Source organism: Roseospira marina, assembly GCF_014197855.1.
In the GTDB taxonomy this organism is placed as follows: domain Bacteria; phylum Pseudomonadota; class Alphaproteobacteria; order Rhodospirillales; family Rhodospirillaceae; genus Rhodospira; species Rhodospira marina.
The window spans coordinates 102,145-127,144 of the sequence record NZ_JACIGJ010000013.1; the positions used below are offsets into that span (position 1 = coordinate 102,145).

Sequence of the window (25,000 nt, forward strand, 5' to 3'; positions counted from 1 at the left end):
CGGCACGCGCGGTCGGTGCTCGGTGTATAGGAGCAAACCGGTTCGGGTTCAACACGCGGCCCGGGGGGCGCACGTCGGAACCGACCTGGAAACCGCCCCGCCGCGTCCATATTCGCGCCATTCTGCGGGTGTCTCTTGACGGATGGGACCGACTGTCCGAGGAACGGGCCCAGCACCGCCGCCGCGATCACAGGAGGAATCATCGTGGATCGCCTTCGTTCGACCCTCTGCCCATCGATCCGGACGCGGGCCACCCCGCGTGCCATCGCCCGGCACACCGGGCCGCTGGCCCTGGCCCTGGCGCTGACCGTGGCACCGATCGCGCCCACCCTGGCGCAGACTGCGGGCTCGGCGAGCGATCCCGGCGCGCCCGTGCCGCTGCTGGGTCCCTCGACCGGAACGCTGGATCCAAGCCAGGGCGAACTGGACCAACCCCCGATGGCGACGCCGGCACCGGCCGACGACACCACGGCGCCCCAAAACCCGGATCTGGGGCCGCCCCGGGTCATCGGCGGCGGACCGGGCAATCCGCCCACGACGGAACTGGCCCCGCCGCCCGCCCCGACCAGCCCGCAGGGACAGGTTCTCGCCCCCGTCGGCCCGGAGAGCGCCGGGGCGCCGATCCCGACACGCGGTAGCACCGACCCGGCCGACGCCGACGCCCTGGCCAAGGCCCTGGGCGCGGTCGCGGATGCCACGGTCACGGTTCGAGAGCTGCGCCGCAACAGCGGGTTCAAGGTGGAGCTGAACGACTTCCTTGGCCGAGCCCGCGCCGTCGTCGTGGTGCCGAGCTTCTTCAAGGGCGGTTTCGTCCTCGGCGCGGCCTACGGCACGGCGCTGCTGAGCGTCCGGGATGACACCGGCGCCTTTTCCGAACCCGCGTTTCTGGAGATGTCCGCCGGCAGCCTCGGTTTTCAGGCCGGGGCCCAGGACTCGCGCGTGATCCTGCTGGTCATGACCGAGGCCGGCCTTCAGGCCATCCTGAAGGACAAGTTCAAGCTGGAAGCGGGGGCCAGCATCAGCTTCGGCACCTTCGGCGGCGGGCTGTCGACCGGCAGCACGACCGACGTCAACCAGGACATCGTCGCCTTTTCGCACAGCCGCGGCCTGTTCGCCGGCGGCGCCTTCGAGGGCGCGGTGATCGAACCCCGCCCGCACTGGAACGCCGCCTACTACGACGCGCCCACCGTGACGCCCCGCGCCATCCTGTTCGATCGCAGCGTATCCAATGCGGCGTCGAGCCCGCTGATCGAGGCGTTGCAGGAACCGGTGCCGGGCGGTGGATGAGGCCGGTCTCCGGGGGTCCGACATCCGACGCCTGAACGCCCTGCGCGGGGGTCGCCCTGCGCGGGCCGTCATGCTTCAGGGCACCGGCTCCGACGTCGGCAAGTCGCTGCTGGTCGCGGGCCTGTGCCGCGCGTTGACCCGTCAGGGCCTGACCGTGCGGCCGTTCAAGCCGCAGAACATGTCCAACAACGCCGCCGTCACCGTCGAGGGCGGCGAGATCGGCCGGGCGCAGGCGTTGCAGGCCCGAGCCTGCGGCGTGCCGCCCTCCGTGCACATGAACCCCGTGCTGCTGAAGCCGCAGACCGACGTCGGCAGTCAGGTGGTCGTACAGGGCACGGTCTGGGGCAATGCCAGCGCGCGCGACTACACCCGCCTGAAGCCCGATCTGATGCCGGCCGTGCTGGACAGCTTCGCGCGCCTGCGGGCCGAGGCCGACGTGGTGGTTGTGGAGGGGGCCGGCAGCGCCAGCGAGGTCAACCTGCGCGCCGGCGATATCGCCAACATGGGATTCGCCGTGGCGACGCAGACGCCGGTCGTGCTGGTCGGGGATATCGACCGGGGCGGCGTTCTGGCCTCCCTGGTCGGCACCTGGGCGCTGCTGCCCGCCGAGGACCGCACGACACTGCGCGGCTATGTCATCAACAAGTTCCGGGGCGACCCCAGCCTGTTCGATCCGGCGGTGGCGATGATTGCGGCGCACACGGCGGGCCTTCCCTGCCTGGGCGTGGCGCCGTGGTTCGACCGGGCGCGCGACCTGCCCGCCGAGGACGCCGTGGCGCTGGAGGCCCCGGCGGCCGCCCGTGCCGGCGCCCCCCTGAAGGTGGCCGTGCCGCGCCTGTCGCGCATCGCCAACTTCGACGATCTAGACCCGCTGTCCGCCGAACCGGACGTTGCCCTGTCGGTCATCCAGCCCGGCCAGCCGCTGCCCGGCGATCTGGATCTCGTGCTGCTGCCCGGCTCCAAGGCCACGCTGGCCGACCTCGCGTTTTTCCGCGCCCAGGGCTGGGATGTGGATCTGCTCGGCCACGTCCGGCGCGGCGGCGCGGTGCTGGGGGTGTGCGCCGGCTACCAGATGCTCGGACGGACGGTCGCCGATCCGGACGGGATCGAAGGGCCGCCGGGCTCCGCCGAGGGCCTCGGCCTGCTCGACGTCGACACGGTCATCGGCCCCACCAAGACCTTGCGGGACGGCCCGCTGGGCTACGAGATGCACATGGGCGTGACCCAGGGGCCGGACGCCGGGCGTCCCTGGCCGGGCGCCCTGGCCGGCATCGACGGTCTGGCGGCGAAGGGCGCGGCGCGGGCGGATGGCCGCGTGCTCGGCTGCTATCTGCATGGCCTGCTGAATCGCGATGCCACGCGCGCGGCCCTGCTGTCGGGGCTGCGGCCCGGCCGGGAGACAGGGCCTGCGTTCGAAACCCGGGTCGAGGCCGCGCTGGACGCCCTCGCCGACCATGTCGTCGCGCATCTGAATGTGCCGGCCCTGCTCGACCTGGCCTAGGCGCAGGGCTGGACGACCCCACCCGCACCGACGACACTGGCGTTCGGAACCCCGGTGTGAGACCACACCGCATCGGCCAAGAATCGTGACCAGAAAGGGCTCGATATGATGGCAGAACGGAGACGAGACGCGACCGGGGCGCGCCCTGGTCTTTTGGCGCGGCTCTTCGGACGTGGCGCGTCAGACGCCGACGCGGGAGCGATCGCCACCGACCGGTCCGCCGCCGCAACCGACTGGCGTGCCCTGGTGGACGGTCTGCGCGCGCTGGACCTTCGGGTGGCCGCGCCCGTCCATGGCCCTGTGATTTTGGACGCAGGGCCACCCGCCGAAGCGATCGCGGCGGCGCCCCTGTCGATCGCGGCGGTCGTTCCGTTGCAGCACGCCCTGATGGTCCTGCTTCCGGTCCGGTTGGACGAGCCGGTGACCGACGCACCGCGCGCCGGCGCGTGGCAGATCGGCACGGGCCGACACGCCCAGACGATCCCGAACCCGCTCCCGCTGCTGGACCAGGTGCTCGGTGCCCTTCGCGCGCGGGTCGGCCGCGTGCCGGTACAGGGGCTTGTCGTCGCCCTTCCGGATGCCGTGCCACATGGGGTCCCCCTGCCCGCCCGGGTGTCCGAGCCAAGCGATGTCCGCGCGCTGCTGCGGGACTTGGCCGGGGGCGGGCATACCAGCCTCCCGACCCTTGAAGAAGCCTGGGCGGCCCTTACAGGCGAATCCCGGGCCGAGGGAAACCTGGCCGATGGACCGGACCCCTCGCCCGCGCCGCCGCCGACGCTCGGGACCGGACGGACTCGCGATGGGACCGAACCGTCCCTGGGGCTGGACACGGCGGCACAGCCCGCCCCGACCATCGCCCCGGAGGTCTCCCCCCCCAATGCGATCCGGCCCGTTGAACCAGCCGGAAACCGCACCCGCCCGCGAAACGGCGTGATCCCGGTAGACGTCGAGGCGCGCCCGGCATCGGCGCCACCGCCCTTCCGTCGCGCCGATGCCCTGGCCCTCCCGAGCGAGTTGAGTCCGGCCGCCCCGCCCTAATGGGGAGGCACCCTCGACTCGGCACACTTGATACGAAGGTCTCCGGCGCCAGCGACACGGTGTACGGGTGACAGCCTCGTCCCGCACCTGCGTCCCATGAAACCCAGCCCCACCCGATGCGCCACCCGGTCATCCGGTCTTGAAGAGCGATCGCCTGACCTAGGAATACACGGTGTTTCTCGCGCGATGGTAATCGGCACCGATAGAGGTCGTGAACACCCATCCTTAATCGCTCCCAAGGACGTCTCGCGGTCAATGGGGGCAGATGGACCGCGCCGAGGGTCTATCCGGCAAGCGCGGTCCACGCATCACAGCCCCCGGCAGCCCTCGCCCCATCGGGTTCCGCAATGTTATATCAAGGGGTTGGAGACGACCGCCGTCCTCATGGCTCTGGACTCACCGCAAACCCCGGGGCACTCTTTTGGAAACGGACTCGGGTGTGTGCACGGGGACTCAGCCTGCTGAATCCACGGCGGACTCTTAGAGTCTGCGCCTGCGATCCCGCCCGGTCGCGGCATTGTGAGGGCAGAGGAGATCGAGGCGACGACCGTGCGTGTTCTTCTCGTTGAAGACAATCCATCGTTCGCCTCGCTCGTCTCGGCCTTGCTGGATGAGGGAGCGTCGGCGCAGTTTGACGTGATCGAGGCCTCAACCCTCGAAGCGGCGCTTGATGCCCTGTCCCGGGATCCGTTCGACGTTGTCGTTCTCGACCTGCAACTGCCCGATTCCGTTGGCTTGGCCACACTGGATCCGATTCTGCGGGATGCCCCCGACACGCCGATCATCGTCCTGACGGGCACGGATGATGCCTTCGCGGCGGTGGCGGCGGTGCGCCGGGGCGCCCAGGATTATCTCTCGAAGGACGGCCTTTCGGCGGAAAGCCTCTTGCGCGCCATCCATTACGCCTGCGCTCGCAAGGAAACCCTGACGACCCTGGCGAAGGGCGGCGCCTTTCTGGAGGGCGTGGTCAACACCATCGGCGACGGGCTGGCGGCGCTGGAATGCGTGCGCGACCCCAACGGGGCTGTGACGGATTTCCGATGCCTTCTGGTCAACCCGGCCTTCACCGCGCTGTTCCAGCGCACCGGCAGCGACGTCACGGATGCGGGCCTGCGAGCGTTGGCCGACGATGTAGGCTGGCCCGGGCTGGTGGACGTGCTGGCACGGGTGGTGGCGGACCGCGAGCCCCGCATGCTGGAACAGCGGATCCAGCGGCCCGACGGCGACACCGGCTGGGTCCGCCTCGGCGCGACCGCGCTGGCCGATGGCGTCGCCATCACACTGACCGACATCACCGAAAGCCAGGTCCAAAAGCAGCGCGTCGCCAAAGCCCTGGAACAGGCCGAGGCGGCGGATGCGGCCAAGACCACGCTGATGCAGGCGATCAGCCACGAGCTGCGCACCCCCCTGAACAGCATCATTGGCTTCGCCGAGGTCATCCAGGCCGAGGTGTTCGGCCCGATGGAGAACGCGCAGTACCGCACCTACATCGACGACATCGTCCGGTCGGGCAATGGCATGCTGGAGATCATCAACGATCTCCTGGATCTGCGGCGCCTTAAGGACATCGCGCATGCGGACCGAACCTACCGCCACCTCATCGATCTGGCGCCGGACCTGATCTGCGTGGTGCGCGACAACCGCATTGAGGTGATGAACGACGCTGGCGCGGCGATCCTGGGCGTCTGGCCGGCGGACTCCCTGATCGGGCGGGACTTTCGGCAGTACGTGCACGAGGACAGCCGCCCGCTGCTCGACGAGGCCGAAACCCTTCTGGTCGGGGAACATCGCCGGCTGCCCGCGCAACTCCTGGACGTGCGCGGCCGGGTGATCGACGTGGAACTGGCCGCCGTACCCTACGACCCGGACGGTCCGGGCATCGGGTACATGCTGGTGGCCCGCGACGTCAGCGAACGCCAAAGGGCGACGGAGCAGATCATCCAGCGCGAGGAACGGCTGTCCAAGATCATGGACACCATGGTCGATGCGCTGATCATCGTCGATTCCCAGGGCACCATCGAAACCTTCAACGCCGCCGCCGAAACCATGTTCGAGTACGAGGCGTCGGAGGCGATCGGCAAGCCGGTCACGATCCTGATGCCGGAGGAGGCCGGGGCGAAGCACCAGGACCACATCGTTCACTACCTGACCACCGGCAAAAGCCGGGTGATCGGTATGGGCCGGGAGGTGGAGGCGCGCCGCCAGGATGGCACCACGTTCCCCGCCGAACTGGCCCTGTCCGAGATGAAAATCGGCGGCCGGCATCTGTTCATCGGCATGATGCGCGACATCACCGAGCGCAAGATCGCCGAGCAGCGCCTGCTGTTCCTGGCCACGCGCAACCCGCTGACCGGACTGCCCAACCGCGCGCTGTTCCGCGACCGGCTGGAGGCTGCGATTTCGCGCGCGGACACGCGCGGCACGATGCTAGGCATCCTGTTCGTGGACCTGGACCACTTCAAGAACATCAACGACACGCTCGGCCACCCGGCCGGCGACCGTGTGCTTCAGATGGCCGGGCGCCGCCTGCAGGGGCACGTGCGCCCCGGCGACACCGTGTCACACCAGAGCGGCGACGAATTCACCGTCATCCTGGAGCATGTGAGCGGCGAGGACGAGGTGGCGGACATCGCGCATCGCATGCTGATCGACCTGTCCCGCCCGTTCGAGGTGGACGGGCGCGAGATCTACACCTCCGGGTCCATCGGCGTGGTGATCTATCCGCGCACCCGGGGCGGCATCTCGAACCTTCTGCGCAACGTCGACACGGCGGTGAACTTCGCCAAGAAGAAAGGCCGCAACAACTATCAGTTCTACACCGATCGTCTGTCCGACGACATGGTGCGGCGCCTCCAGATCGAAACCGGCCTGCGCCGTGCGCTGGAACGCGATGAGTTGTTTATGGTGTACCAGCCGAAGGTGGACCTGACCTCGCGGGCGGTGGTCGGTGCCGAGGCCCTGCTGCGCTGGCGCTCGACCGAGTTGGGCGACGTGTCGCCGGTGGAGTTCGTGCCGGTGGCGGAGGAAACCGGCCTCGTGGTGCCCATCGGCGAATGGGTGCTGCGGGCGGTGTGCAAACAGCTCCGCGTCTGGCGGGACCAGGGCCTGCCGCCGATCCGGGTGGGCGTCAACCTGTCGGCCCGCCAGTTCCGCGACCAGCGGCTGGCCGAGACCATCAAGGGCATCCTCAGCGACACCGGGGTGAAGCCGGAGCTTCTGGACCTGGAACTGACCGAGAGCATGCTGGTCGAGAACGCGGACGAAGCCGTGGAGGCCCTGTGGTCGCTGAAGAACATCGGCATCACGCTGTCGATCGACGACTTCGGCACCGGCTATTCGTCGCTGTCCTACCTCAAGCGCTTCCCGATCGACGCGCTCAAGATCGACCGCTCGTTCGTGATGGACATCCCGAGCAGCGAGGATGACATGGCGATCACGCAGGCCATCATCCGGATGGCGAGTTCGCTCGGGCTGCAACTGATCGCCGAGGGCGTGGAGACCGAGCCGCAGGTCGAATTCCTGCGCGCCAACGGCTGCCAGCTCGGCCAGGGCTACCTGTTCAGCAAACCGATCGAAAAAGAGGGCATGGCCGATCTGCTGAAACACGGATGGTCGCCGCAGCGGGCCGCCGCCATCGTCGGCAGCCGGTGAGGGCTCGCCCCCCCGTCGCGATCCGCATCCCCCTCCGGCCGGGCCAGGAGCCGGCGGCCCTCCAGACCCTCGCCGGCCTGCTCGACGACGACCCGTTGGCGCCCGGGCCACCCGTGACGGTCGCCCTGACGGGTGGCCTGAGCCGCCCCCTGCGGGAGGCACTTGCGCCCTGGGCGCCACGTGTTCACCACAGCCAGACCGCCCTCCCCGCGCCGGCGCACGCCGAGTCCTGCGTCGCCCGGGAGCCGACGCTGGTGCTACGCCCGGGCGTGGTGGCACCGCGCGGTCTGAACGCGCGACTGGCGACGATCGGGCCGGCGCTGGAGGCCCCGCGAGCGGTGCCGTGCGTCCCCCTGCCGCCCAGCACCCAAAACCATCCCGCCTGCTTCGGCATCCATGTGCCGGACTTTTCGACCCCAGCGGCGGCGCCCTCCCCCACCGCGCCGGTCGGCGGCGTTCTCGTGCCGGCCGGCGTTCCGCTGACGGTCGCGAATCACCCCGACACCCTGCCCCGCTGCGAACGGCTCGCGCTGGCCGGCCATCCGGCCGATGCGGCGCCAGAGCGGGTCACCACGCTTTATGATCTTGCCGGGCTCCACGCCGGGCGCCCGGCGGTGGTGGTGGGAAACGGGCCCTCCCTCGCAACGCTCGACCTCGCGCCGCTGCGCGATGCCGTGACCTTCGCCCTGAACGGGGCGTGGCGGCTGCATCACACGGGCCGCCTGACGCCCACATGGCATCTGGTCGAGGACCGCCGCGTCGCCGTCGAGGAGGCGGCCGCGCTGCGCGCCCTGGATTGGGCGCCCCTGATCCTGCCCGTGGATCATGCCGATGTGATCCCGCGCGCAGCTGGACGCCTGCATCTTCCGGTGGACTGGTCGTGGTACGCGCCGGATGACCGCCGGCCCGTGCCGGGGTTCGCCACCCGCGCCGACGGTCCGCTGCACGCCGGGCAGACCGTGGCCTATCTGGCGGTACAGCTTGCGTTCCTGATGGGCTGCGATCCGGTGGTGCTGGTCGGGGTCGATCTGCGCTACCGGCTGCCACCCGACGCCCGCATCGACGGGCGCGTGGTGACCTCCCACGGCCCCGACCCGAACCATGCCGATATGGATGGAAGCGGTGGGGCGGGACCGGGGGGCTACTTCGGTCCCGGCCGGACGTGGCATCTGCCCAAGCCCGACCGCATGCACGCTGCGCTGCGTCATGCGGCGACCGTGTTCGCGGCGCACGGCCGGCACCTCCTCTTCGCGGGGCCGGACGGCACGGGTCCAGGGGGCCTTGCGCGTGTGCGCTACCCGGGTTTCGCGGTGGACAGACCCCGCTTGGCGACGCGCCACCGCCACGCCACCAGCAGCCACGCCAGCGCCGCCTGCCCCAGCGCCGGGATCAACGCGCCGAAGACCGTCGGCGCCACGGTGGGCATCACGGCGGCGGAGGCACCGGGCGAGACGTTGACCAACGCCACAGGCACCAGGATATACAGCGCCCACAGATAGATCAGCCCGGCCCATGGCCCTCGCCGCGCGCCGGAGTCCAGGTTCAACGCCAGGATCACGCCGACGTCCCGCAGCAGGAACAGCCCGCCGCTCCAGATCAGGACGGGCAGCCACGACGGCTCCGGCACCCGCAGCCAGATCACAGTCAGCACCAGCCCCAGCAGGAGCGTCACGGCCAGACCCAGCCCCCAGGCCGGCGCCTCGGTCAGCAGGGCGCCCGGTCGGCTTCGGGCGCGCGTCGGCCCCGCCAGCCAGCGCCGCATCTCGACGCTGTTGTGCATCCCCAGAAGGGCGGCCACGAGCGTCAGGCCGGCCACGGTGCCGATCATGATCACCAGCGGCACGGCGTCGACCGCCAGCATGGTTCCGAACAGGCTGACGACCAGAAGCTCGTCCCCGAACCCGGCGACATAGACGGCGCAGAAGGCCAGGAACGCCAGCCATGTCCAGGGCTGAGCGCGGTAGCGCAGTTCCTCGCGCATCAGGGCGTGAATGCCGGCCAGCACCCAACCCAGCGCCAAGGCCTTGGAGAGGAGGATGAAGTCGCGGCCGTCCACCGTCAGGGACCACCATTCAACCGGCCGCGCCTCCCACAAGCTCTCCTGCGTCGTCAGCCAGACCGCCAGACCGATGGCGAAGATCTGCGCCAGGGCGACTCCCAAGCGCTTGCCGCCCGTCCGCCGCACCCGTTGCAGCAACAGCCCGAACAGCAGCGCGCCGGCCTGCGCCACCACCCCGGTCAGCAGAAGGTCCAGCAGTTCCACCATACCCGTGATGCCGGCGATCCAGATCGCCGCCACCGCGAACGCGGCCCCGTACCACATGAAGGCGGTCACCCCGAACAGCTTGCCCCAGGTCATGGCCCAGGGGGACAGGCCGCTCATGCGCTGGGCGTCCCAGGTGCCGGCCTGGATCTCGTCGGCGACCGCGCCCGCCGTCAGCCGCGTGCCCCACAACAGCAGCAGCACGACCAGCGCGCCGTGAGCGATCACATCGACCGTCTCGGCGCCGCCCGCTTCCGCGCCCGCCAGAAACAGCAACCCCAGAACGACCGGCATGCCGAGCAGGCGTTGGGGCGAGATCTCCACCATCAGATTGCGGCGGAACTCGGGGTTCCCCAGACGCGCGGTCGCGAATCGGGTCATGGCGCCTCTCCGGCCGGCTCGCGCGGCTCACGCAGGTGATCGAGATAGACATCCTGGAGGTTCCGGCGCTCCACATCGAACCCACACACCGGCACCCCGGCCGCCACCAGGGCGGCCAGCAGATCGGTCCGGCGCGCGGGATCGGCGCCGTCAACCAGGGTCACGAAGACGCGCCGGTCGTCCTCCCCCAGCGGGGTCACATCGGCGATGTCGTCGCGCGCCGCCAGAACCGCAGCCGCGTCGGGGGTGGGATGGCTGAGGGACACCAGCAGCCGCGCCGGCCCGGTCCGGTCGTTCGCCACCCCGGGTTCACCGCCGGCCTCATCGCCCAGCGCATCGTGGCGGATCAGCCGGCCGTCGCGCAGGATCATGACGTGCGTGGAGTAGTCCTCAAGCTCCGACAGAATGTGGGAGGACACCACCAGCGTCATCCCATAGTCCGTCCGCAGGCGGCGCAGCAGCCCGGCCAGATCGGCCCGGTTCTCCGGATCCAGCCCGGACGCCGGCTCGTCCAGCAGCACCACCCGGGGCCGGTGAATGATCGTCTGCGCGGTGGCGAGACGCTGGCGCATGCCGCGCGACAGGGTGCCGGCGCGGTGCGACAGCCGCTCGGACAGGCCGACCGCCGCCGCCGCCCAGGCGATGCGCTCGGGAATCGCGGATCGCGGCACGCCGCGCGCGGCGGCGGCGTACCACAGGCCCGCCTCGACGGTCAGCGAATCATAGAGACCGAAGAAATCTTGCAGGAACCCGGTCATGCGATGGACGGCGCGCGGCCGCTCCGTCGCGTCCAGCCCGGCGACCCGAATCCGACCGGCGAACGGCAGATCCAGCGCGGCGAGGCAGCGCAGCAGCGTGGTCTTGCCGGCGCCATTGGGGCCGACCAACGCCGTCACAGTCCCGGGCGCGATGGAGAAGGATACGGCGTCGAGCGCCCGCAGGCCCGGATAATCCTGGGTCAGATTGGCCACCTCGATCAACGGCGGGGCGACGGAGGCGGCTGTGGGCACGGGGCGGTGATCCTGATCGGGATAAGTGAACCTCTTGACCGTGGGGGTTCGCCCCGGACGGGTCAAGACCGGGAGCCAGCGTGGCCTGACACGACCCAGGGATTGAGGACGCGACCGAGGGTGGGACGTGTTGACTCCCGGCGCGACTCTCGCATAGAACAAATACGGAACACGAAGGGCTGGTCGCATGTCTCACTCATCCTCGTTGGAACGGCTGCGCCAGCGGATCCAGCGCCTGGAAGGGGCGTCCCGGACCGCCGGCGCCACCCTGCCCTTGGGGCTGGAGGCCGTGGATACCGCGCTGCCCTGGGGCGGTCTGCCGCTGGGGTGCCTGCATCAAGTGGTGGGCGCCGACGCGGACCCGGCGGAACAGGCCACCGGACCGGCCGCGGCGCTCGGCTTCACCGCGCTTCTGGCGGGCCGGCTGGCGGCGCACCGGGACGCGCCGGTGCTGTGGTGCCTCCGCCAAGGGGGGACGGACGACACGCTGTATCCCCCGGGGTTGGCCCAGCTCGGCCTGCCGCCGCGCCGGATCATGATCGCCCGCGCCCGCGACGACGCGCAGGTGCTGTGGTGCCTGGAAGAGGGCCTGCGCACCCCGGGCCTCGCCGCCGTCGTGGGACAGGTGCGCGTCGCCGGTCTCACCGCTGGGCGGCGGCTTCAGCTCGCGGCCGAGGCCGGCGGCGTCACGGGCCTGCTGCTGGTGCCCGCCGGACGCGCCGGACCGGCGGGATCGGTCGCGGCCACCACGCGCTGGCGGGTCACCCCCGTTCCGGCCGCGCCGGTGGCGTGGTCGGGGCTGGGCGCGGTGCGTTGGGACGTACGGCTGGAGCGATGCCGAAGCGGTCGGCCGGCGGGTTGGCGACTGGAGTGGAACGATGAGACGAGTGCTCTTTCTGTGGTTGCCGCGCTTCGCGACGGATCGGGCGACCCGTGCGGGAACGCCGTCCGCTGGTCCGCGTGAGGCCCCGTTCGCCCTGGTGACGGAGACGGGCACGACCGCGACTCTGTACGCCGTCAACCGCCCGGCGGAGACCGCCGGCGTGTTCGCGAACCGGCCGCTGACCGACGCCCGCGCCGCGTGCCCCACGCTGGCGACACGCCCCGCCGATCCCGCCGCCGACACCGCCGCACTCGGCGCGCTGGCCACCTGGGCGACGCGCTACACCCCCTGGACCGCCATCGAGGGGCCGGGCCCCGGTGGCGAGGGCGGCCTGTGGCTCGACATCACCGGCTGCGCCCATCTACTCGGCGGCGAGGAGTCCCTGGCCCGCGACCTGCGGACGCGCGTACGCGCGGCGGGCTTCACGACCGTCCGCCTGGGGCTGGCAGACACCCAGGGCGCCGCCTGGGCCGCCGCCCGCTTCCTGGCCGACGACACCACCGAGCCGCCGGGCGTCGCCCATCTGCCGGAAGGCGCCCAACGCCAGCTTCTCATGGGCCTGCCGGTGGAGGCCCTGCGCCTACCCGCCGATGTGTGCGAAACCCTGCGACGCCTCGGCCTGACCCGGATCGGCGACCTCGCCGCCCTGCCCCGGGCGCCCCTGGCCGCGCGCCTGGGCACGGTGGTGGCGCAGCGGCTGGATCAGGCGCTCGGCCATGCGCCGGAGCCCTTCACCCCGCGTCCGCCGGCCGACCCCTGGCGCGAGGCTCTCGCCTTCGCCGAGCCCATCGGCCGCACGGAGGACATCGCCCACGCCATCGCCACCCTCTGTCGCGCCTTCCAGCCCCGGCTGGAGCGCCGCCGCCACGGCGCCCGGCGTCTGGTGCTGGAGATGGCGCGCGTCGACGGCACCATGATCCACCGGGCGGTCGGGACCAGCCGACCGACCCGCGACCCGCAGGCCCTGGCCCGCCTGTTCCAGGAGACACTGGACGGCCTGGATGTCGGCTTCGGGATCGAGGCCATGGTGCTGACGCTCACCGCCGTGCAGCCCCTGGAGGCCACACAAATTGAGGCCGCACCGGAGTCCGCGCCGGCCGGCGTTGGCCGCTCCGGACAGGCGGACGACGCCATTGCCCTACTGTTCGACCGCCTGCGCACGCGGCTGGGCACGACCCAGGTCGTCCGCCCGATCCCGCACCCCAGCCATGTGCCGGAAAGCGCCGTGACCACGACCGACCGCCGGCCCGGCGGGGCCCCTGCGCTCTGGCCGGCGACGGCGCTGCGGCCGCCGCGCCTGCTGGCACCGGAGCCAGTGGACGTGCTGACCGACGGCCGGCCGCCGACCCGCTTCCGCTGGCGTCGGCAGGTGTGGACCGTAGCCCGCGCCGAGGGGCCGGAGCGGCTCGTCCCCGAGTGGTGGCATGGCGCGGAAGCGCCCGCGCCGGATCGGATCCGCGACCTCTGGCGCATCGAGGACCCCGGCGGCCACCGCCTGTGGCTGGCGCACGAAGCCAATGCCCGCTGGTGCGTGCGGGGGGTGTTTCCATGACGCCCCCACCCCCATCCCCGCCGCCGTACGCGGAACTCGACGTCACCACCAACTTCACCTTTCTGCACGGGGCGTCGCATCCCGACGAGTTGGTGGTGACCGCCGCCGCGCTCGGCCTGCACGCCCTGGCGGTCACCGACCGCAACACCCTGGCCGGCGTCGTCCGCGCCTGGACCGCCGCCCGCGCCGCCGGGCTGCGCCTGATCGTCGGCTGCCGCCTCGACCTGGAGGACGCGCCGAGCGTACTGGTCTACCCCACCGACCGGGCCGCCTATGGCCGGCTGTGCACGCTGCTCACCCTCGGCCGCCGGCGCGCGCCCAAGGGGGCGTGCTTCCTGTCCCGCGACGATCTCGCCGAGCACGCGGCCGGGCTGATCGCCGCCGTGCTGCCACCAGAGGAGGGACTTACGGACGGCCGCGGGATGGACGCGTTCGAGAGGGAACTGGCCGCGCTTCGTGATCTGTTTCCGGGCGACACGTGCCACCTCGCCGCCCGCTGCCGCCTGGACGGCCGCGACGCCCGCCGGCTGGCCACCCTGGCGGCGGTGGCGGCGCGCGTTGGGGTGCCGCTGCTCGCCACCAACGGCGTGCGCCTGCACACGCCGGCGCGGCGCCCCCTGCTCGACGTGCTGACCTGCATCCGCGAGCATGTGACGGTGGACGCGGCCGGCTGGCGCCTCGCCGCCAACGCCGAGGCCCACCTGAAGAGCCCCGCCGCCATGGCCGCCCTGTTCGCGGACTATCCGGACGCGCTGACCCGCACGGTGGCGATTGCCGACCGCTGCACCTTCGACCTCGCGGATCTGCGCTACGAATACCCGGACGACATCACCCCGCCCGACCGCACCCCGCAGCAGCATCTGGAGGACCTGACCCAGGCCGGTCTGGCCTGGCGCTGGCCGGAGGGCGCTCCCGCAAGTGTCAGAGCCACCGTCGCGCGCGAACTCGCGATCATCGATCAGCTTGGCTACGCGCCCTATTTCCTGACGGTGTACGACATCGTCCGCTTCGCCCGCTCGCAGGACATTCTGTGCCAGGGGCGCGGTTCGGCGGCCAATTCGGCGGTCTGCTACTGCCTGGGGATCACCGCCATCGACCCCGCCCGCTTCGACCTGCTGTTCGAGCGCTTCGTCTCCGCCGCCCGCGACGAGCCCCCCGACATCGACGTGGATTTCGAGCACGAGCGGCGCGAGGAGGTCATCCAGTACATCTACGACACCTACGGCCGGACCCGCGCCGGGCTGGCGGCCACGGTGATCGCCTACCGCTCGCGCTCCGCCCTGCGGGACGTCGGCAAGGCGCTGGGCCTGTCGCAGGACGCCGTCTCGGCGCTGTCCGGCACGGTCTGGGGCATCTCCTCGCGCCCGCTGGAGGATGCGCAAGTGCGCGAGGCCGGGCTGGACCCCGACGACGCCCGCCTGCGGCTGGCCCTCGATCTGGTGGACCAGTTGCGCGGCTTTCCCCGCCACCTGTCGCAGCATGTGGGCGGCTTCGTCATCACGCGGGGCGCGCTGCACACCCTGGTGCCGATCGAGAACGCCGCCATGGAGAACCGCACGGTCATTCAGTGGGACAAGGACGACCTGGACGCCCTCGGCCTGCTGAAGGTCGATATCCTGGCACTCGGCATGCTGAGCTGCGTGCGCAAGGCGTTCGACCTGCTGCGGGCGACCGGCGGGCCGAACCTGACGCTGGCGAGCGTGCCGGCGGACGATCCCCGCGTCTACGACATGCTGTGCGACGCCGATGCCCTGGGCGTCTTCCAGGTGGAAAGCCGCGCCCAGATGAGCATGCTGCCGCGCCTGCGGCCGCGCGCGTTCTACGATCTGGTGGTGGAGGTCGCCATCGTCCGCCCCGGCCCCATCCAGGGCAACATGGTCCATCCCTATCTGCGCCGTCGCCAGGGCCTGGAGCCGGTGTCCTACCCCTCGGACGCCCTGCGCCGGGTGCTGGAAAAGACCCTTGGCGTGCCGCTGTTCCAGGAGCAGGCGATGCGGATCGCCATCGACGGCGCCGGATTCACCCCGACCGAGGCGGACCAGTTGCGCCGCGCCATGGCCACCTTCCGGCGGGCCGGCACCATCCATGGGTTCCGCGAGCGGTTCGTCGCCGGCATGCTGCGCAGCGGCCATGAGCGGGCGTTCGCCGAGAACTGCTTTCGCCAAATCGAGGGCTTCGGCGAATACGGCTTCCCCGAAAGCCACGCCGCCAGCTTCGCCCTACTGGCCTACGTCTCGGCGTGGTTGAAGCGCCATCACCCGGCGGTGTTCGCCTGCGCCCTGCTGAACAGCCAGCCGATGGGGTTCTATTCGGCGGCCCAGATCGTGCGCGATGCCCGCGACCACGGGGTCACGGTGCGGCCGGTGGACGTCACCCGCAGCGCCTGGGACAACACGCTGGAGACGGCGCGTGGGCCGGACGGCGCCCCATCTGACGCACGAAATCTGGCGCTCCGCCTGGGCTTGCGGCAGATCAAGGGCCTGTCCGGCTCCGTGGCGCGCGGGGCCTGCGACCGCCTCATCGGCGCCCGGACGGAACGGCGATTCCGCGATGTGGAGGACCTGTGGCGCCGCGCCGGCCTGACCGGTCCCGTGCTGGACACGCTGGCCCGCGCCGACGCCCTGGCCGGGCTGGGGTTGGACCGGCGGGCCGCCCTGTGGGCCGTCAAGCGCCTGACCGCGCCGCCACTGCCCCTGTTCGCGCGCCCCGGCGCGTCGGAGCTCGGCCCCGAGCCGGAGGTCACGCTGCCCGACCTGCGCGAGGACGAATCCGTGGTGGAGGACTACCGCAGCCTCCGCCTGACCCTGCGCACCCATCCGCTGGCCTTGCTGCGCGCCGAGCTGGACCGCGACGGCGTATTGTCCACCGAACGCCTGCGCCGGGCGCGCGACGGCGAACGGGTGCGGACGGCTGGGCTGGTGGTCTGCCGGCAGCGGCCGGGCACCGCCAAGGGCGTGCTGTTCATCACCCTGGAGGACGACCTGGGCGTCGCCAACCTGATCGTGCCCGCCCAAGTGTTCGAGGCGAACCGCCGCGCGGTCCTGCAAGCGCGCCTGCTGGAGGTGGAGGGCCGGTTCCAGTCGGACGGCACCGTGCAGCACGTCATGGTGGGTCACCTACTCGACCGGTCGGACCGTCTGGCTGCCCTGACCGGTGCCCCCTCCTCCGCGCTGGCCCTGGACCCCAGCCGCGCCGATCGGGTTGGGCGCTTTCCGCCCGCGATGGGCGCCACCGTCGGCACCGGATCGGCCTGAAGACCCCGCACGGGCAGCCGCTGCGTCGGATCCCAAAATCGGCGCGCACAGGCCGTTGCATGCCGTCACGGGATGGGCTATGGTCCGTCTCCCTCGCGGCAGGGTCCTGGTTTTGGATCACCTCGCCGCGCGATGATGCGCCCGTAGCTCAGCTGGATAGAGCGTCGGCCTCCGGAGCCGAAGGTCAGGGGTTCGAATCCCTTCGGGCGCGCCATTTTCTCCCCTCTCATACCGTCCGAACCATCCGCCCCCACCGTCAGGCAAGGGCGCGGCGGTGGCGCATCCGCGTCAGCAGCAGGCCGACGCCCACGAGACCGATCAACGCGCCTCCGTACAGATTGGTCACCGCCAGCAGACCCAGCCGCGGAATCAGCACTCCCGCAAGAATCGTCGGCAGGCTGTTCGCAAGGTAGCTCTCGACATAGAACGCGGCCATCAGACCCGCACGTTCATGCGGCGCGGCCAAGGGTGCGAGGCGCCGCATCGCCCCCGAAAAGCCGGCGCCGAACCCAACGCCCGCGATGACCGACCCGACGATCAGAAGGCTCGCGATCCCCTGGTTGGCGCCTGTCAACGTCACACACAGGCCGACGATCAGGGCCATCCCGCCGGCTGTCAGAGCCACCATGGGGCCGTGCCGGCGTATAACCAGGATAGCGGCCGCACCGCTCAGGGTCAGGGCCGCGACATTCCCCCCGGCCAGCAGGGCCGTCTGTGTGCCGGTGACCGCGGCGATCAAGGACGGCATCAGCGACAGGTAAAACCCGCCCAAGGCCCAAATGGACACGTTGATGGGCGTAATGGCCAGCAGTTCGGCCCGCGCCCCGGGCGGGATTACGAGACGCGGGCGCAGGGACCGCAGGGCGCCCGGCCGCCGCCGGACCGTCTCCGGCATGCGCCACGTCAGACCCAGGTTCAGACAGAAGACGACCAGCAGCAGAACGAACACCGATCCGAACGGTGTCGTGTCGACCAGAACGGCCGAGCCAAGGGCTCCGACGGCCATGCCCGTCATGGGCGCCACGCTGTTGATCAGTGCGCCCCGCTCCTGATGCAGGTCCAACAGGGTCGCCGCCAGGGTCGCGGTGGCGATACCGGTCGCCACCCCTTGCACCAGACGCGCGACGAGCAACACCGTCGGCGACCCGGCCACCAGGAAAACGCCCATAGCCACGATATTGAGCCCCAGGGCCAGCGTCAGCGCCGGACGGCGCCCGATATGATCGGACAACGATCCGGCGATCATTAGCGTCGCCAGCAGGGCCAGAACGTAGCTGGCAAAAATCAGGGTAAGCATCACGGGCGAGAAATGCCACGCCGCCTGGTACAGGCGATACAGCGGCACCAGAGCACTCGACGCCGCCAGAACGGCGATAGTCGTGCCGGTGTGAACAGCCAGGGCTCCGGTCTGTGCGGAGGAGGCGGCGCGGGGCGATCCCGACGCGGGGACGGTTGACATAGGGCGGCCTTTCCGACAAAAGCGAAAAATATGCTTTTGCGTAGATAGGGGCGACGCCCCTCTAATGCAAATACTTTGCGTTAGAGGGGCCATGCGAGCGACCAGAGGGACGAACGGGTGCGAAAGGACGGGGCATGACGGGCCGATGCGGGCCACGGCCAGGGGGGCGCAGCGCTCGCGTGCAAGCCGCGGTTCATGAGGCCGTACGCGCGCTTCAGAGCGAGGGAAGCCGGCTGGAGCTGACTGTTCCGGCGATCGCCGCCCGGGCCGGTGTCACCCCCTCGACCATCTACCGGCGCTGGGGCGATCTGGGACAGCTCTTGTCCGACGTGGCGCTGGACCGCCTGCGCCCCGACAGTGCGCCGTCAGACACCGGATCCTTTCGCGGCGACATGGAAGCCTGGCTCGCCCAGTACATCGACGACATGGCCTCTGACTTCGGGCGCGCCCTGCTGCGGGACCTGCTCAGCAGCCCCACCGCTCTCAATGCCGGCACCTGCGCCGATGCGCTCAAGGCCCAGTTCGACCAGATCTGCGCCCGGGCCGAGGCGCGGGGCGAAGATGTGCCCACCAGCACGGTGCTGATGGATCACATCTTTGCCCCCTTGGTGTTTCGCTTGCTCTTCTCAACCGATTCCGTGGACATGACGACAGCGGAAACCCTCCTTAACCGCCTATATCCGGTCGCCACCCCCTCGGACGCCGCACCGCCGCCGCGCGGATAGGCCGCGAACATGCCATCTCTCCGGTTGATGGCCGGGGCGCCCTACTCCGCGCACACCGCGTCGAACAGCCCGCCCGGATAGCGCCCCTCCTGCCACGTCAGCGCATCAATGAGCATCGCGGGATCCAGCGGTGTCTGCGGCGCCAGCGTAGCGCGGCGATGCCGGACGCAATCCACCACCACCGGCAGACTCAGGGTCGGATTGCCCTCCGCGACCAGGATCATCTCCACCAGATAGACGCCCGGCGCGCGCTGATGCGCCGCCAGAGTCGCCCGGTCGATGGCCGCGAAATGGGTGACGCGAGGCCACAGATACGTCCAGGGCTCGTAGAACGCGCTTTCGCGGTAGCGCTCGATCACCGTCACGCTGTCCGGCAGGCGCGCCACCATCAGGTCGGCCCAGGTGTAGCGGCTGTAGGTCACGAACACGAGAATCGACAGGCCGATGGCCGCCGGGATCAGGACCTTGGGCGGGCGCCGCCCCAGCGCCTTGAACACCAGCAGAAGAATCCCGGCCACCAGGGCGGCCACGCAGGCGGTGACGAGCAGCGTGATGAACATGGGAACCCCGGAACCCGAACGGAAACGCACACCAAAGACCAGCCCCCGCGCCCACGGCTCCGGGACGCGGGGGCCGGTGAGGATCAGCCGCCGAACACCTGCTGGCGCATCCGCAGCGCGGGCAGGTCGAAGTAGGCCTGATACGCCTCGGCCTGCTGGTTGAACGCCATGAAGGCCTCGTAGACCTTGTGGGTCACCTCGTCGCGCTCGGCGATCTCGGCCGCGACCTCCTTGGTCTTTTCGCCCATGGCCGCGATCACCGCGTCGGGGAAGGTGCGCAACTCGACCTCCGGGAACTTCTCCCGCATGTCCGCGAACACCTTGATGTTGTTGAAGGTGAAGTCGGCCAGCGTGGTCTCGCTGGCGGCGCGGGCGGCGTATTTGACGATGGCCTTCAGATCGTCCGGCAGCGCGGCGAGACGGTCCTTGTTCACGATCACCTCCAAGCCCGGGCCGGGTTCGTGGAAGGCCGGAACGTAGTAGTACTTCGCCGCCTTGTGCATGCCGAACGCGATGTCGAGCCACGGCCCGACCCATTCGGCCGCATCGACCGCCCCCGACATCAGCGCCGGCTGGATTTCGCCTGCCGGGGTCACCACCACCGCGACGCCCAGGCGCCGCATGACCTCGCCGCCGATGCCGGCAATCCGCATCTTGAGGCCCTTGAGGTCGTCGAGTGTGTTGATTTCCCGGTTGAACCAGCCACCCGACTGAACCCCGGAGTTGCCCGCGTAGAACGGCACGACGTTGAAGGGGGCGTAGACCTCCTCCCACAGCGCCTGACCGCCGCCGAAATAGATCCAGGCGTTCAGCTCCCAGGCGGTCAGCCCGAACGGCATCGTGGTGAAAAAGTTCAGAGCCGGCGACTTGCCGACCCAGTAGTACGGCGTCGAATGCGCCAACTGCGCCGTGTCCGCCTGCACCGCGTCCAGACATTCGAACGGCGGCACGAGTTCCCCGGCCGCGAACAGCCGGATGGTCAGGCGTCCACCGCTCATCGCGGTCACCATGTCGGCGAACCGCTGCGCATTAACCCCGACGCCCGGCGCGTTCTTGGGCCAGGTGGTGACCATCTTCCATTCCATGGTCTCCTGGGCGCGCACGATCGAAGGTGCCGCCAGGCTCGCCGCGCCGGTTGTGGCACCAGCGACGACCGCACCGGACAGGAACTCACGCCGTTTCATCCCTTTGACTCTCCCTTCTTCGGACCGAACCGGCCCGCCCCGGTCAACGGAGGGACCCGGACGCGGGGTTGCATTACCGTGCTCCACCCGCGCGCATCAGGCCTAGCATGAATTCCGGGACGCGCAAACGGACCGTGCGGGATCGTCACGCCCGCTCGCCCACCGCACCGGCCGTTACCCCTTGCCGCAACAGCGCTTCCAGGTCGTCCGGCGGCAGGGCGCGCGCGATCAGGAACCCCTGAACCTGATCGCAGGCCTGGGCGCGCAGGAACGCGAGTTGATCCTCGGTCTCCACACCCTCCGCGCAGACCTTCAGGTTCAGCGCGCGCCCCATGGCGATGATGGCCCCGCAAATCGCCGCGTCGTTGGCATCAGTGGTCACGTCGCACACGAACGACCGATCAACCTTCAGCTTGGTCAGCGCAAACCGCTTCAGGACGGACAGCGACGAATACCCGGTACCGAAATCATCGATGCAGCACCCGACGCCACGCTCATGGAACATCCGGATCACCGTGCTGGCGTTCTCCGGATCGTTCATGGCCGTGCTTTCGGTCAACTCCAGCTCCAGCGCCGCCGGCTCCAGCCCCAGCGTGTTCAGAGCATGATCTACGGTACCGATCAGCCTCTCCGGATCATGGAACTGCCGGCCGGAGATATTCACGGCCACCGAAATCGGGCCCAGACCCAGAGCGTTCCACCGCTGGGTCCAGCGACAGGCGTCTTCCAGGATGCGCAGGCATATCGCGTCGATGAGCCCATATTCCTCGGCGATCGGAATGAACTCGCCGGGGCCGACCGGCGGTCCATCCTCCGGCACCCACCGGGCAAGCGCCTCGGTGCCGACGATCCGATTGCTGGCGAGATCGAGCTGCGGCTGGAAGTACGCCCGAAACTCGTTCCGCTCCAGGGCGACGCGCATGCGATGGCGCATGGTCAGGACCCGGGCGGCCTGTTCCCCGATGTCCTCGGTGTACAGCCACGGACGCCCCCCGCCGGCTTGCTTCGCCTGATGCAAGGCTGCGTCGGCGTGCATGATGAGCGTTTCCGGATCGTCCCCATGATCCGGCCCCACGCTAGCTCCGACGCTGACGGACAGGTCATGCGCATGGCCGTTCGCCTCGACCGGGTGTTGGAACAGGCCGATCAGCCGGTCGCCGAGCCGGGACACATCCGCGTCCGCCCCGCAGTCCGGCACAAGGGCCAGGAAGCGGCCGCCGCCCGCCCGGAACAGCATCGCGCCCTCGGGCAGGGTCTCGCGCAACCGACGCGCCACCGTCTGTACGACCAGATCTCCCATCGTGTGGCCGAGCGTCGCGTTGATGATGCTGAGCCGATCGAGCCGGATCGACAGCAGCGCGATCCGACGGGCGCACCCCGCGTCCCCCCCCGATACGGGGGCAAGGTCGCGAAAACGCTCCAGCAGCTGGCTGCGATTGCCCAGGCCGGTCAATGGATCGTGATAGGCGAGGTACAGGACCCGTCTTTCGACCTGTCTCCGCTCAGTCACGTCCAGCGCGACCCCTTCCCAGATCACATCGCCGCTCTCCCCCCGGCGCGGCCGTGAACTGCCGCGCAGCCATAGGCGCGATCCGTCCTGGGCGATCAGGCTGTAATCGCCCTCCATCGGCTCCAGGGTCCGGGCCGACCGTGCCATGGCCTTCATGAACACGGCACGCTGGTCCGCCGGCATGGCGCCGTACAGCGCCTCCGCGTCCTGGATTACCGCGTCCGCCGTCTGCCCGATGGCTTTCAGAACAGAGCCGCTGACGAACAGAACCCGCAGGCTTCCGTCCGGTTTCAGCGCGAACTGAAAGACGAGCCCTTGCAGGGTATCGGCAATCGTGGCCAGCCGCCTCTGACTCTCCAAAAGAGCCGCTTCGGCCGCCTTGCGCTCGGTGACGTCGCGCACGACCGCGATAAACAGCCGGCGCCCCTCCGTCAGAACTTCCGACAGAAGAACCTCGATGGGGAACAGCCGGTCGTCGGCGCGCCGGCCCAGCATCTCCCGCGGCCCGGCCCCGACCAGGGTGCGCTCGCCCTGAATCAGGTACCGTCGCAGCAGGCCCATCAGATTGCCCTGCTCAAGCTGCGGCATCAGGACGGAGACGGGTTTGCCGATCAGGTCATCGGGATCACGGCCGAACACCCCAACCGAGGCCGCGTTCACCTGCTCAATCAGGCCGTCCTCATCGAGGGTCACGATCACGTCGGCGGCATGGTCCATGATCATGGCCAGCCAGTGCTCGGCCCGCTTGCGATCGGTCACATCAATCAGCGTGCCATGCCAGATGACGCGCCCGTCCGCGTCCATTTCCGGCACACTCGCCCCCATCAGCCAGCGGACCTCGCCATCAGAACCGATGGCGCGGAACTCCTCCGGGCAGCGCTCCCCGGTCCGCGCGGACTCACGGACACGATGCAGGTAGGTGTCGCGATCGGCCCAATGAATGAAGTCGAGGCAGCCATCACGCGCCACCTTCACCTCGTCGGCCCGATAGCCGACATAGGTGGCCAGAGACGGCGACACATAGGGGTAGGACAGCGTTCCATCAGGGGCCCGCACACGCTGGAACAGGATGCCCGGAACGGTCTGCGCAAACCGATCCGCCGACACACCGTCTAGGCGGACGACATCGTCCCCGCGGACCTCGCCATGCACGCCCCCGGCGCTTGCGGTGTCGCCCCGCACAGACTTTTCAGGCGGTGATGTCATGCCTCACGATCTTGGTCGGAGGGTTCACCCCTTGGCGACCGCAACAGGCCGGCAGGGATCGGCACAACGCTCGAGACGGACCCGAATGGAAACGTTCGGTACTATATATAACACGACACCACCGCGATGCCATGCGGAGGATCGGGGGGGGGGGGGGAGAATCGGGGGCAGCGCCCGCCGCCCCCCTACGTCTCCGCTGAAGCGCGACACATGAGTTTGCAGTAGCGGCCATTTGACTTTGCAGCACTCGATATCATGGATGGGAGGGAGCTGGAAGCGACCTCAGGGACGGTCCGAAGGCATCTGAGGGGGCTCTGAGAAGCGATCGAGCATCGTGGCCACATGGGTTGGGTCGCCGTCGGAGAGCCAAGCACGGCGACCGGCGGACACGGCCGCACACCCCAGCGACCCACTGCCCGCGAACGGGTCGGCGACCGCGCCCCCCTCAGGCACCAGAGCCTCGACCAACGGCACTAGCAGGTCTTGGGGTTTTTCGGTCGGGTGCCTTCGGGTTGCCGGCGTCACCCGGCGCGCCGGTATAACGGTCCCGATGGTTCGTGGCCCGCGCACCACAGGCCCCGGTCGCGTGAGCCAGAGGATGGTCTCATGGCGGGGCCGCACGCCGGCGGTTCCTTGCCCCGGCGACAGCTTGTCCCAGATCACAGTGGCGCGCCACCGATAGCCGGCACTCTCCAGGGCAGGCGCCAGACCGGGGACCATCCGCCAGTCGCCGAATGCCGCCAGCGATCCACCTGGCACCAGCGCACGGCCTGCGGCTAAAGCCAAGCTTCGCATCAACCAGCACAAGCCAAACGTCGTCATGGCGTCGCCCTGGAACCAGCCGCCGACGGCCTGTCCGGTTCGGGTCATTCCCCGGCTGGATTGCCGAGCGGCCTCCGTCGAACCGCCGGCACAGTAGGGTGGGTCGGTGATGATGGCATGCAGCGACGCGGCGGGCAGACTGGCCAAGGCGTCCAAGGCGTCGGCGCGGGCAACGCTCACCGCGCCGAGGTGGGTCCATTCGGGCATGACGCCTCTCCTTTGGGCGGACGCTCGGTGGCGCGCTGGGGAGGGGACTCGACGGCCCTCTGGATCGTAATGGCCCCGCAGCGGGGGCACTTAATGCTGATACCTCCGTGGCGGAGGTCCAGCAACTCCGCCAGTTTGCGGGCGCAGCCAGCGCACCGCATTGACACCACAGGTTCGGGCATGGCGATTCCCTCGTGCCCCGGCCGGGGCCGGCGGGCCGCGTTTCATGGCGGCCGACGTGGACGTGGGGATGCCTAGGACATTCGGCTCGGGGCGTTGCCGCGCCCCGGCCCCCGCCGCTTTCGCGTGGCGGGGGGTCATGCGGCCTCCGTCACCCACACGTCCGACCAACGGCCGGGCGGGGCGGTCCAGGGGACGCCGGGGGTGACGGCCTCGGTGCGCGGGGTATCCACCGGGTATGCGGTGCCGTCGGCGTCCGTGCCGACCAGAGACGCGGTACCGCCGACGGTCGATGTGAAGGCCAGGACGTCGGCGGCGCGGAAGGCC

Annotated in this window: 17 protein-coding genes and 1 tRNA gene; 10 read left to right on the forward strand and 8 right to left on the reverse strand. The window is 70.2% G+C overall.

Annotated elements, in window-relative coordinates:
* The first annotated feature begins 204 nt into the window (after positions 1–204).
* The 5 genes from GGD82_RS21465 to GGD82_RS15605 all read left to right on the forward strand — a co-directional run bounded on the left by GGD82_RS21465 (position 205) and on the right by GGD82_RS15605 (position 8,976).
* Positions 205–1,287 carry a lipid-binding SYLF domain-containing protein gene (locus tag GGD82_RS21465; RefSeq protein ID WP_150063048.1) on the forward strand — a complete coding sequence of 361 codons (1,083 nt, stop codon included), beginning with the start codon at positions 205–207 and terminating at the stop codon, positions 1,285–1,287.
* 70 nt (positions 1,288–1,357) lie between these two features.
* Entirely contained in the window at positions 1,358–2,788 is a 1,431-nt protein-coding gene (locus GGD82_RS15590; RefSeq protein ID WP_150063049.1) for a cobyric acid synthase, read from the forward strand.
* 105 nt (positions 2,789–2,893) lie between these two features.
* Entirely contained in the window at positions 2,894–3,826 is a 933-nt protein-coding gene (locus tag GGD82_RS15595) for a hypothetical protein (protein WP_150063050.1), read from the forward strand.
* 549 nt (positions 3,827–4,375) lie between these two features.
* Positions 4,376–7,477 (forward strand): EAL domain-containing protein, encoded by a 3,102-nt coding sequence (locus GGD82_RS15600; RefSeq protein WP_150063051.1) that lies wholly within the window; start codon positions 4,376–4,378, stop codon positions 7,475–7,477.
* Complete coding sequence (locus tag GGD82_RS15605; RefSeq protein ID WP_170284351.1) at positions 7,474–8,976, forward strand: 6-hydroxymethylpterin diphosphokinase MptE-like protein; 1,503 nt, start codon at positions 7,474–7,476, stop codon at positions 8,974–8,976. Before GGD82_RS15600 ends, GGD82_RS15605 begins: the two co-directional genes overlap by 4 nt.
* A gap of 1,141 nt (positions 8,977–10,117) precedes the next feature.
* On the opposite strand, the gene GGD82_RS15610 is transcribed toward GGD82_RS15605, so the two are convergent.
* Positions 10,118–11,131, reverse strand: a complete 1,014-nt coding sequence (locus GGD82_RS15610) for an ABC transporter ATP-binding protein (protein ID WP_211364793.1) — start codon at positions 11,129–11,131, stop codon at positions 10,118–10,120.
* A gap of 187 nt (positions 11,132–11,318) precedes the next feature.
* Between GGD82_RS15610 and GGD82_RS15615 the strand changes: the two genes are divergently transcribed.
* The 4 genes from GGD82_RS15615 to GGD82_RS15630 all read left to right on the forward strand — a co-directional run bounded on the left by GGD82_RS15615 (position 11,319) and on the right by GGD82_RS15630 (position 17,034).
* Positions 11,319–12,095 carry an ImuA family protein gene (locus GGD82_RS15615; RefSeq protein ID WP_150063053.1) on the forward strand — a complete coding sequence of 259 codons (777 nt, stop codon included), beginning with the start codon at positions 11,319–11,321 and terminating at the stop codon, positions 12,093–12,095.
* A complete protein-coding gene (locus GGD82_RS15620) occupies positions 12,010–13,566 on the forward strand; it encodes a Y-family DNA polymerase (RefSeq protein ID WP_150063054.1) in 1,557 nt (518 codons plus the stop codon). The genes GGD82_RS15615 and GGD82_RS15620 overlap by 86 nt, the downstream gene beginning before the upstream one ends.
* Positions 13,563–16,820 (forward strand): error-prone DNA polymerase, encoded by a 3,258-nt coding sequence (locus GGD82_RS15625; protein ID WP_150063055.1) that lies wholly within the window; start codon positions 13,563–13,565, stop codon positions 16,818–16,820. The genes GGD82_RS15620 and GGD82_RS15625 overlap by 4 nt, the downstream gene beginning before the upstream one ends.
* A gap of 137 nt (positions 16,821–16,957) precedes the next feature.
* Positions 16,958–17,034, forward strand: a tRNA-Arg gene (locus GGD82_RS15630).
* 42 nt (positions 17,035–17,076) lie between these two features.
* Here GGD82_RS15630 and GGD82_RS15635 read toward each other — a convergent pair.
* Positions 17,077–18,279 (reverse strand): MFS transporter, encoded by a 1,203-nt coding sequence (locus tag GGD82_RS15635; RefSeq protein ID WP_170284352.1) that lies wholly within the window; start codon positions 18,277–18,279, stop codon positions 17,077–17,079.
* 179 nt (positions 18,280–18,458) lie between these two features.
* Between GGD82_RS15635 and GGD82_RS15640 the strand changes: the two genes are divergently transcribed.
* Positions 18,459–19,004: a TetR/AcrR family transcriptional regulator gene (locus GGD82_RS15640; protein WP_211364794.1), complete on the forward strand. Its 546-nt coding sequence runs from the start codon at positions 18,459–18,461 to the stop codon at positions 19,002–19,004.
* A gap of 41 nt (positions 19,005–19,045) precedes the next feature.
* Here GGD82_RS15640 and GGD82_RS15645 read toward each other — a convergent pair whose 3' ends face one another.
* The 6 genes from GGD82_RS15645 to GGD82_RS15670 all read right to left on the reverse strand — a co-directional run.
* On the reverse strand, positions 19,046–19,564 hold the full coding sequence (locus GGD82_RS15645; protein ID WP_150063058.1) for a hypothetical protein: 519 nt from the start codon (positions 19,562–19,564) through the stop codon (positions 19,046–19,048).
* An 83-nt stretch (positions 19,565–19,647) separates the two neighbouring features.
* Positions 19,648–20,748, reverse strand: a complete 1,101-nt coding sequence (locus GGD82_RS15650; protein WP_150063059.1) for a TRAP transporter substrate-binding protein — start codon at positions 20,746–20,748, stop codon at positions 19,648–19,650.
* 145 nt (positions 20,749–20,893) lie between these two features.
* Positions 20,894–23,464, reverse strand: a complete 2,571-nt coding sequence (locus GGD82_RS15655; protein WP_150063060.1) for a bifunctional diguanylate cyclase/phosphodiesterase — start codon at positions 23,462–23,464, stop codon at positions 20,894–20,896.
* 282 nt (positions 23,465–23,746) lie between these two features.
* Positions 23,747–24,493 (reverse strand): DNA-methyltransferase, encoded by a 747-nt coding sequence (locus tag GGD82_RS15660; RefSeq protein WP_150064319.1) that lies wholly within the window; start codon positions 24,491–24,493, stop codon positions 23,747–23,749.
* Positions 24,463–24,675 (reverse strand): Com family DNA-binding transcriptional regulator, encoded by a 213-nt coding sequence (locus GGD82_RS21615; RefSeq protein WP_211364862.1) that lies wholly within the window; start codon positions 24,673–24,675, stop codon positions 24,463–24,465. The genes GGD82_RS15660 and GGD82_RS21615 overlap by 31 nt, the downstream gene beginning before the upstream one ends.
* A gap of 135 nt (positions 24,676–24,810) precedes the next feature.
* A partial coding sequence (locus tag GGD82_RS15670; protein ID WP_184013298.1) for a hypothetical protein occupies positions 24,811–25,000 on the reverse strand: 190 nt, incomplete at its 5' end.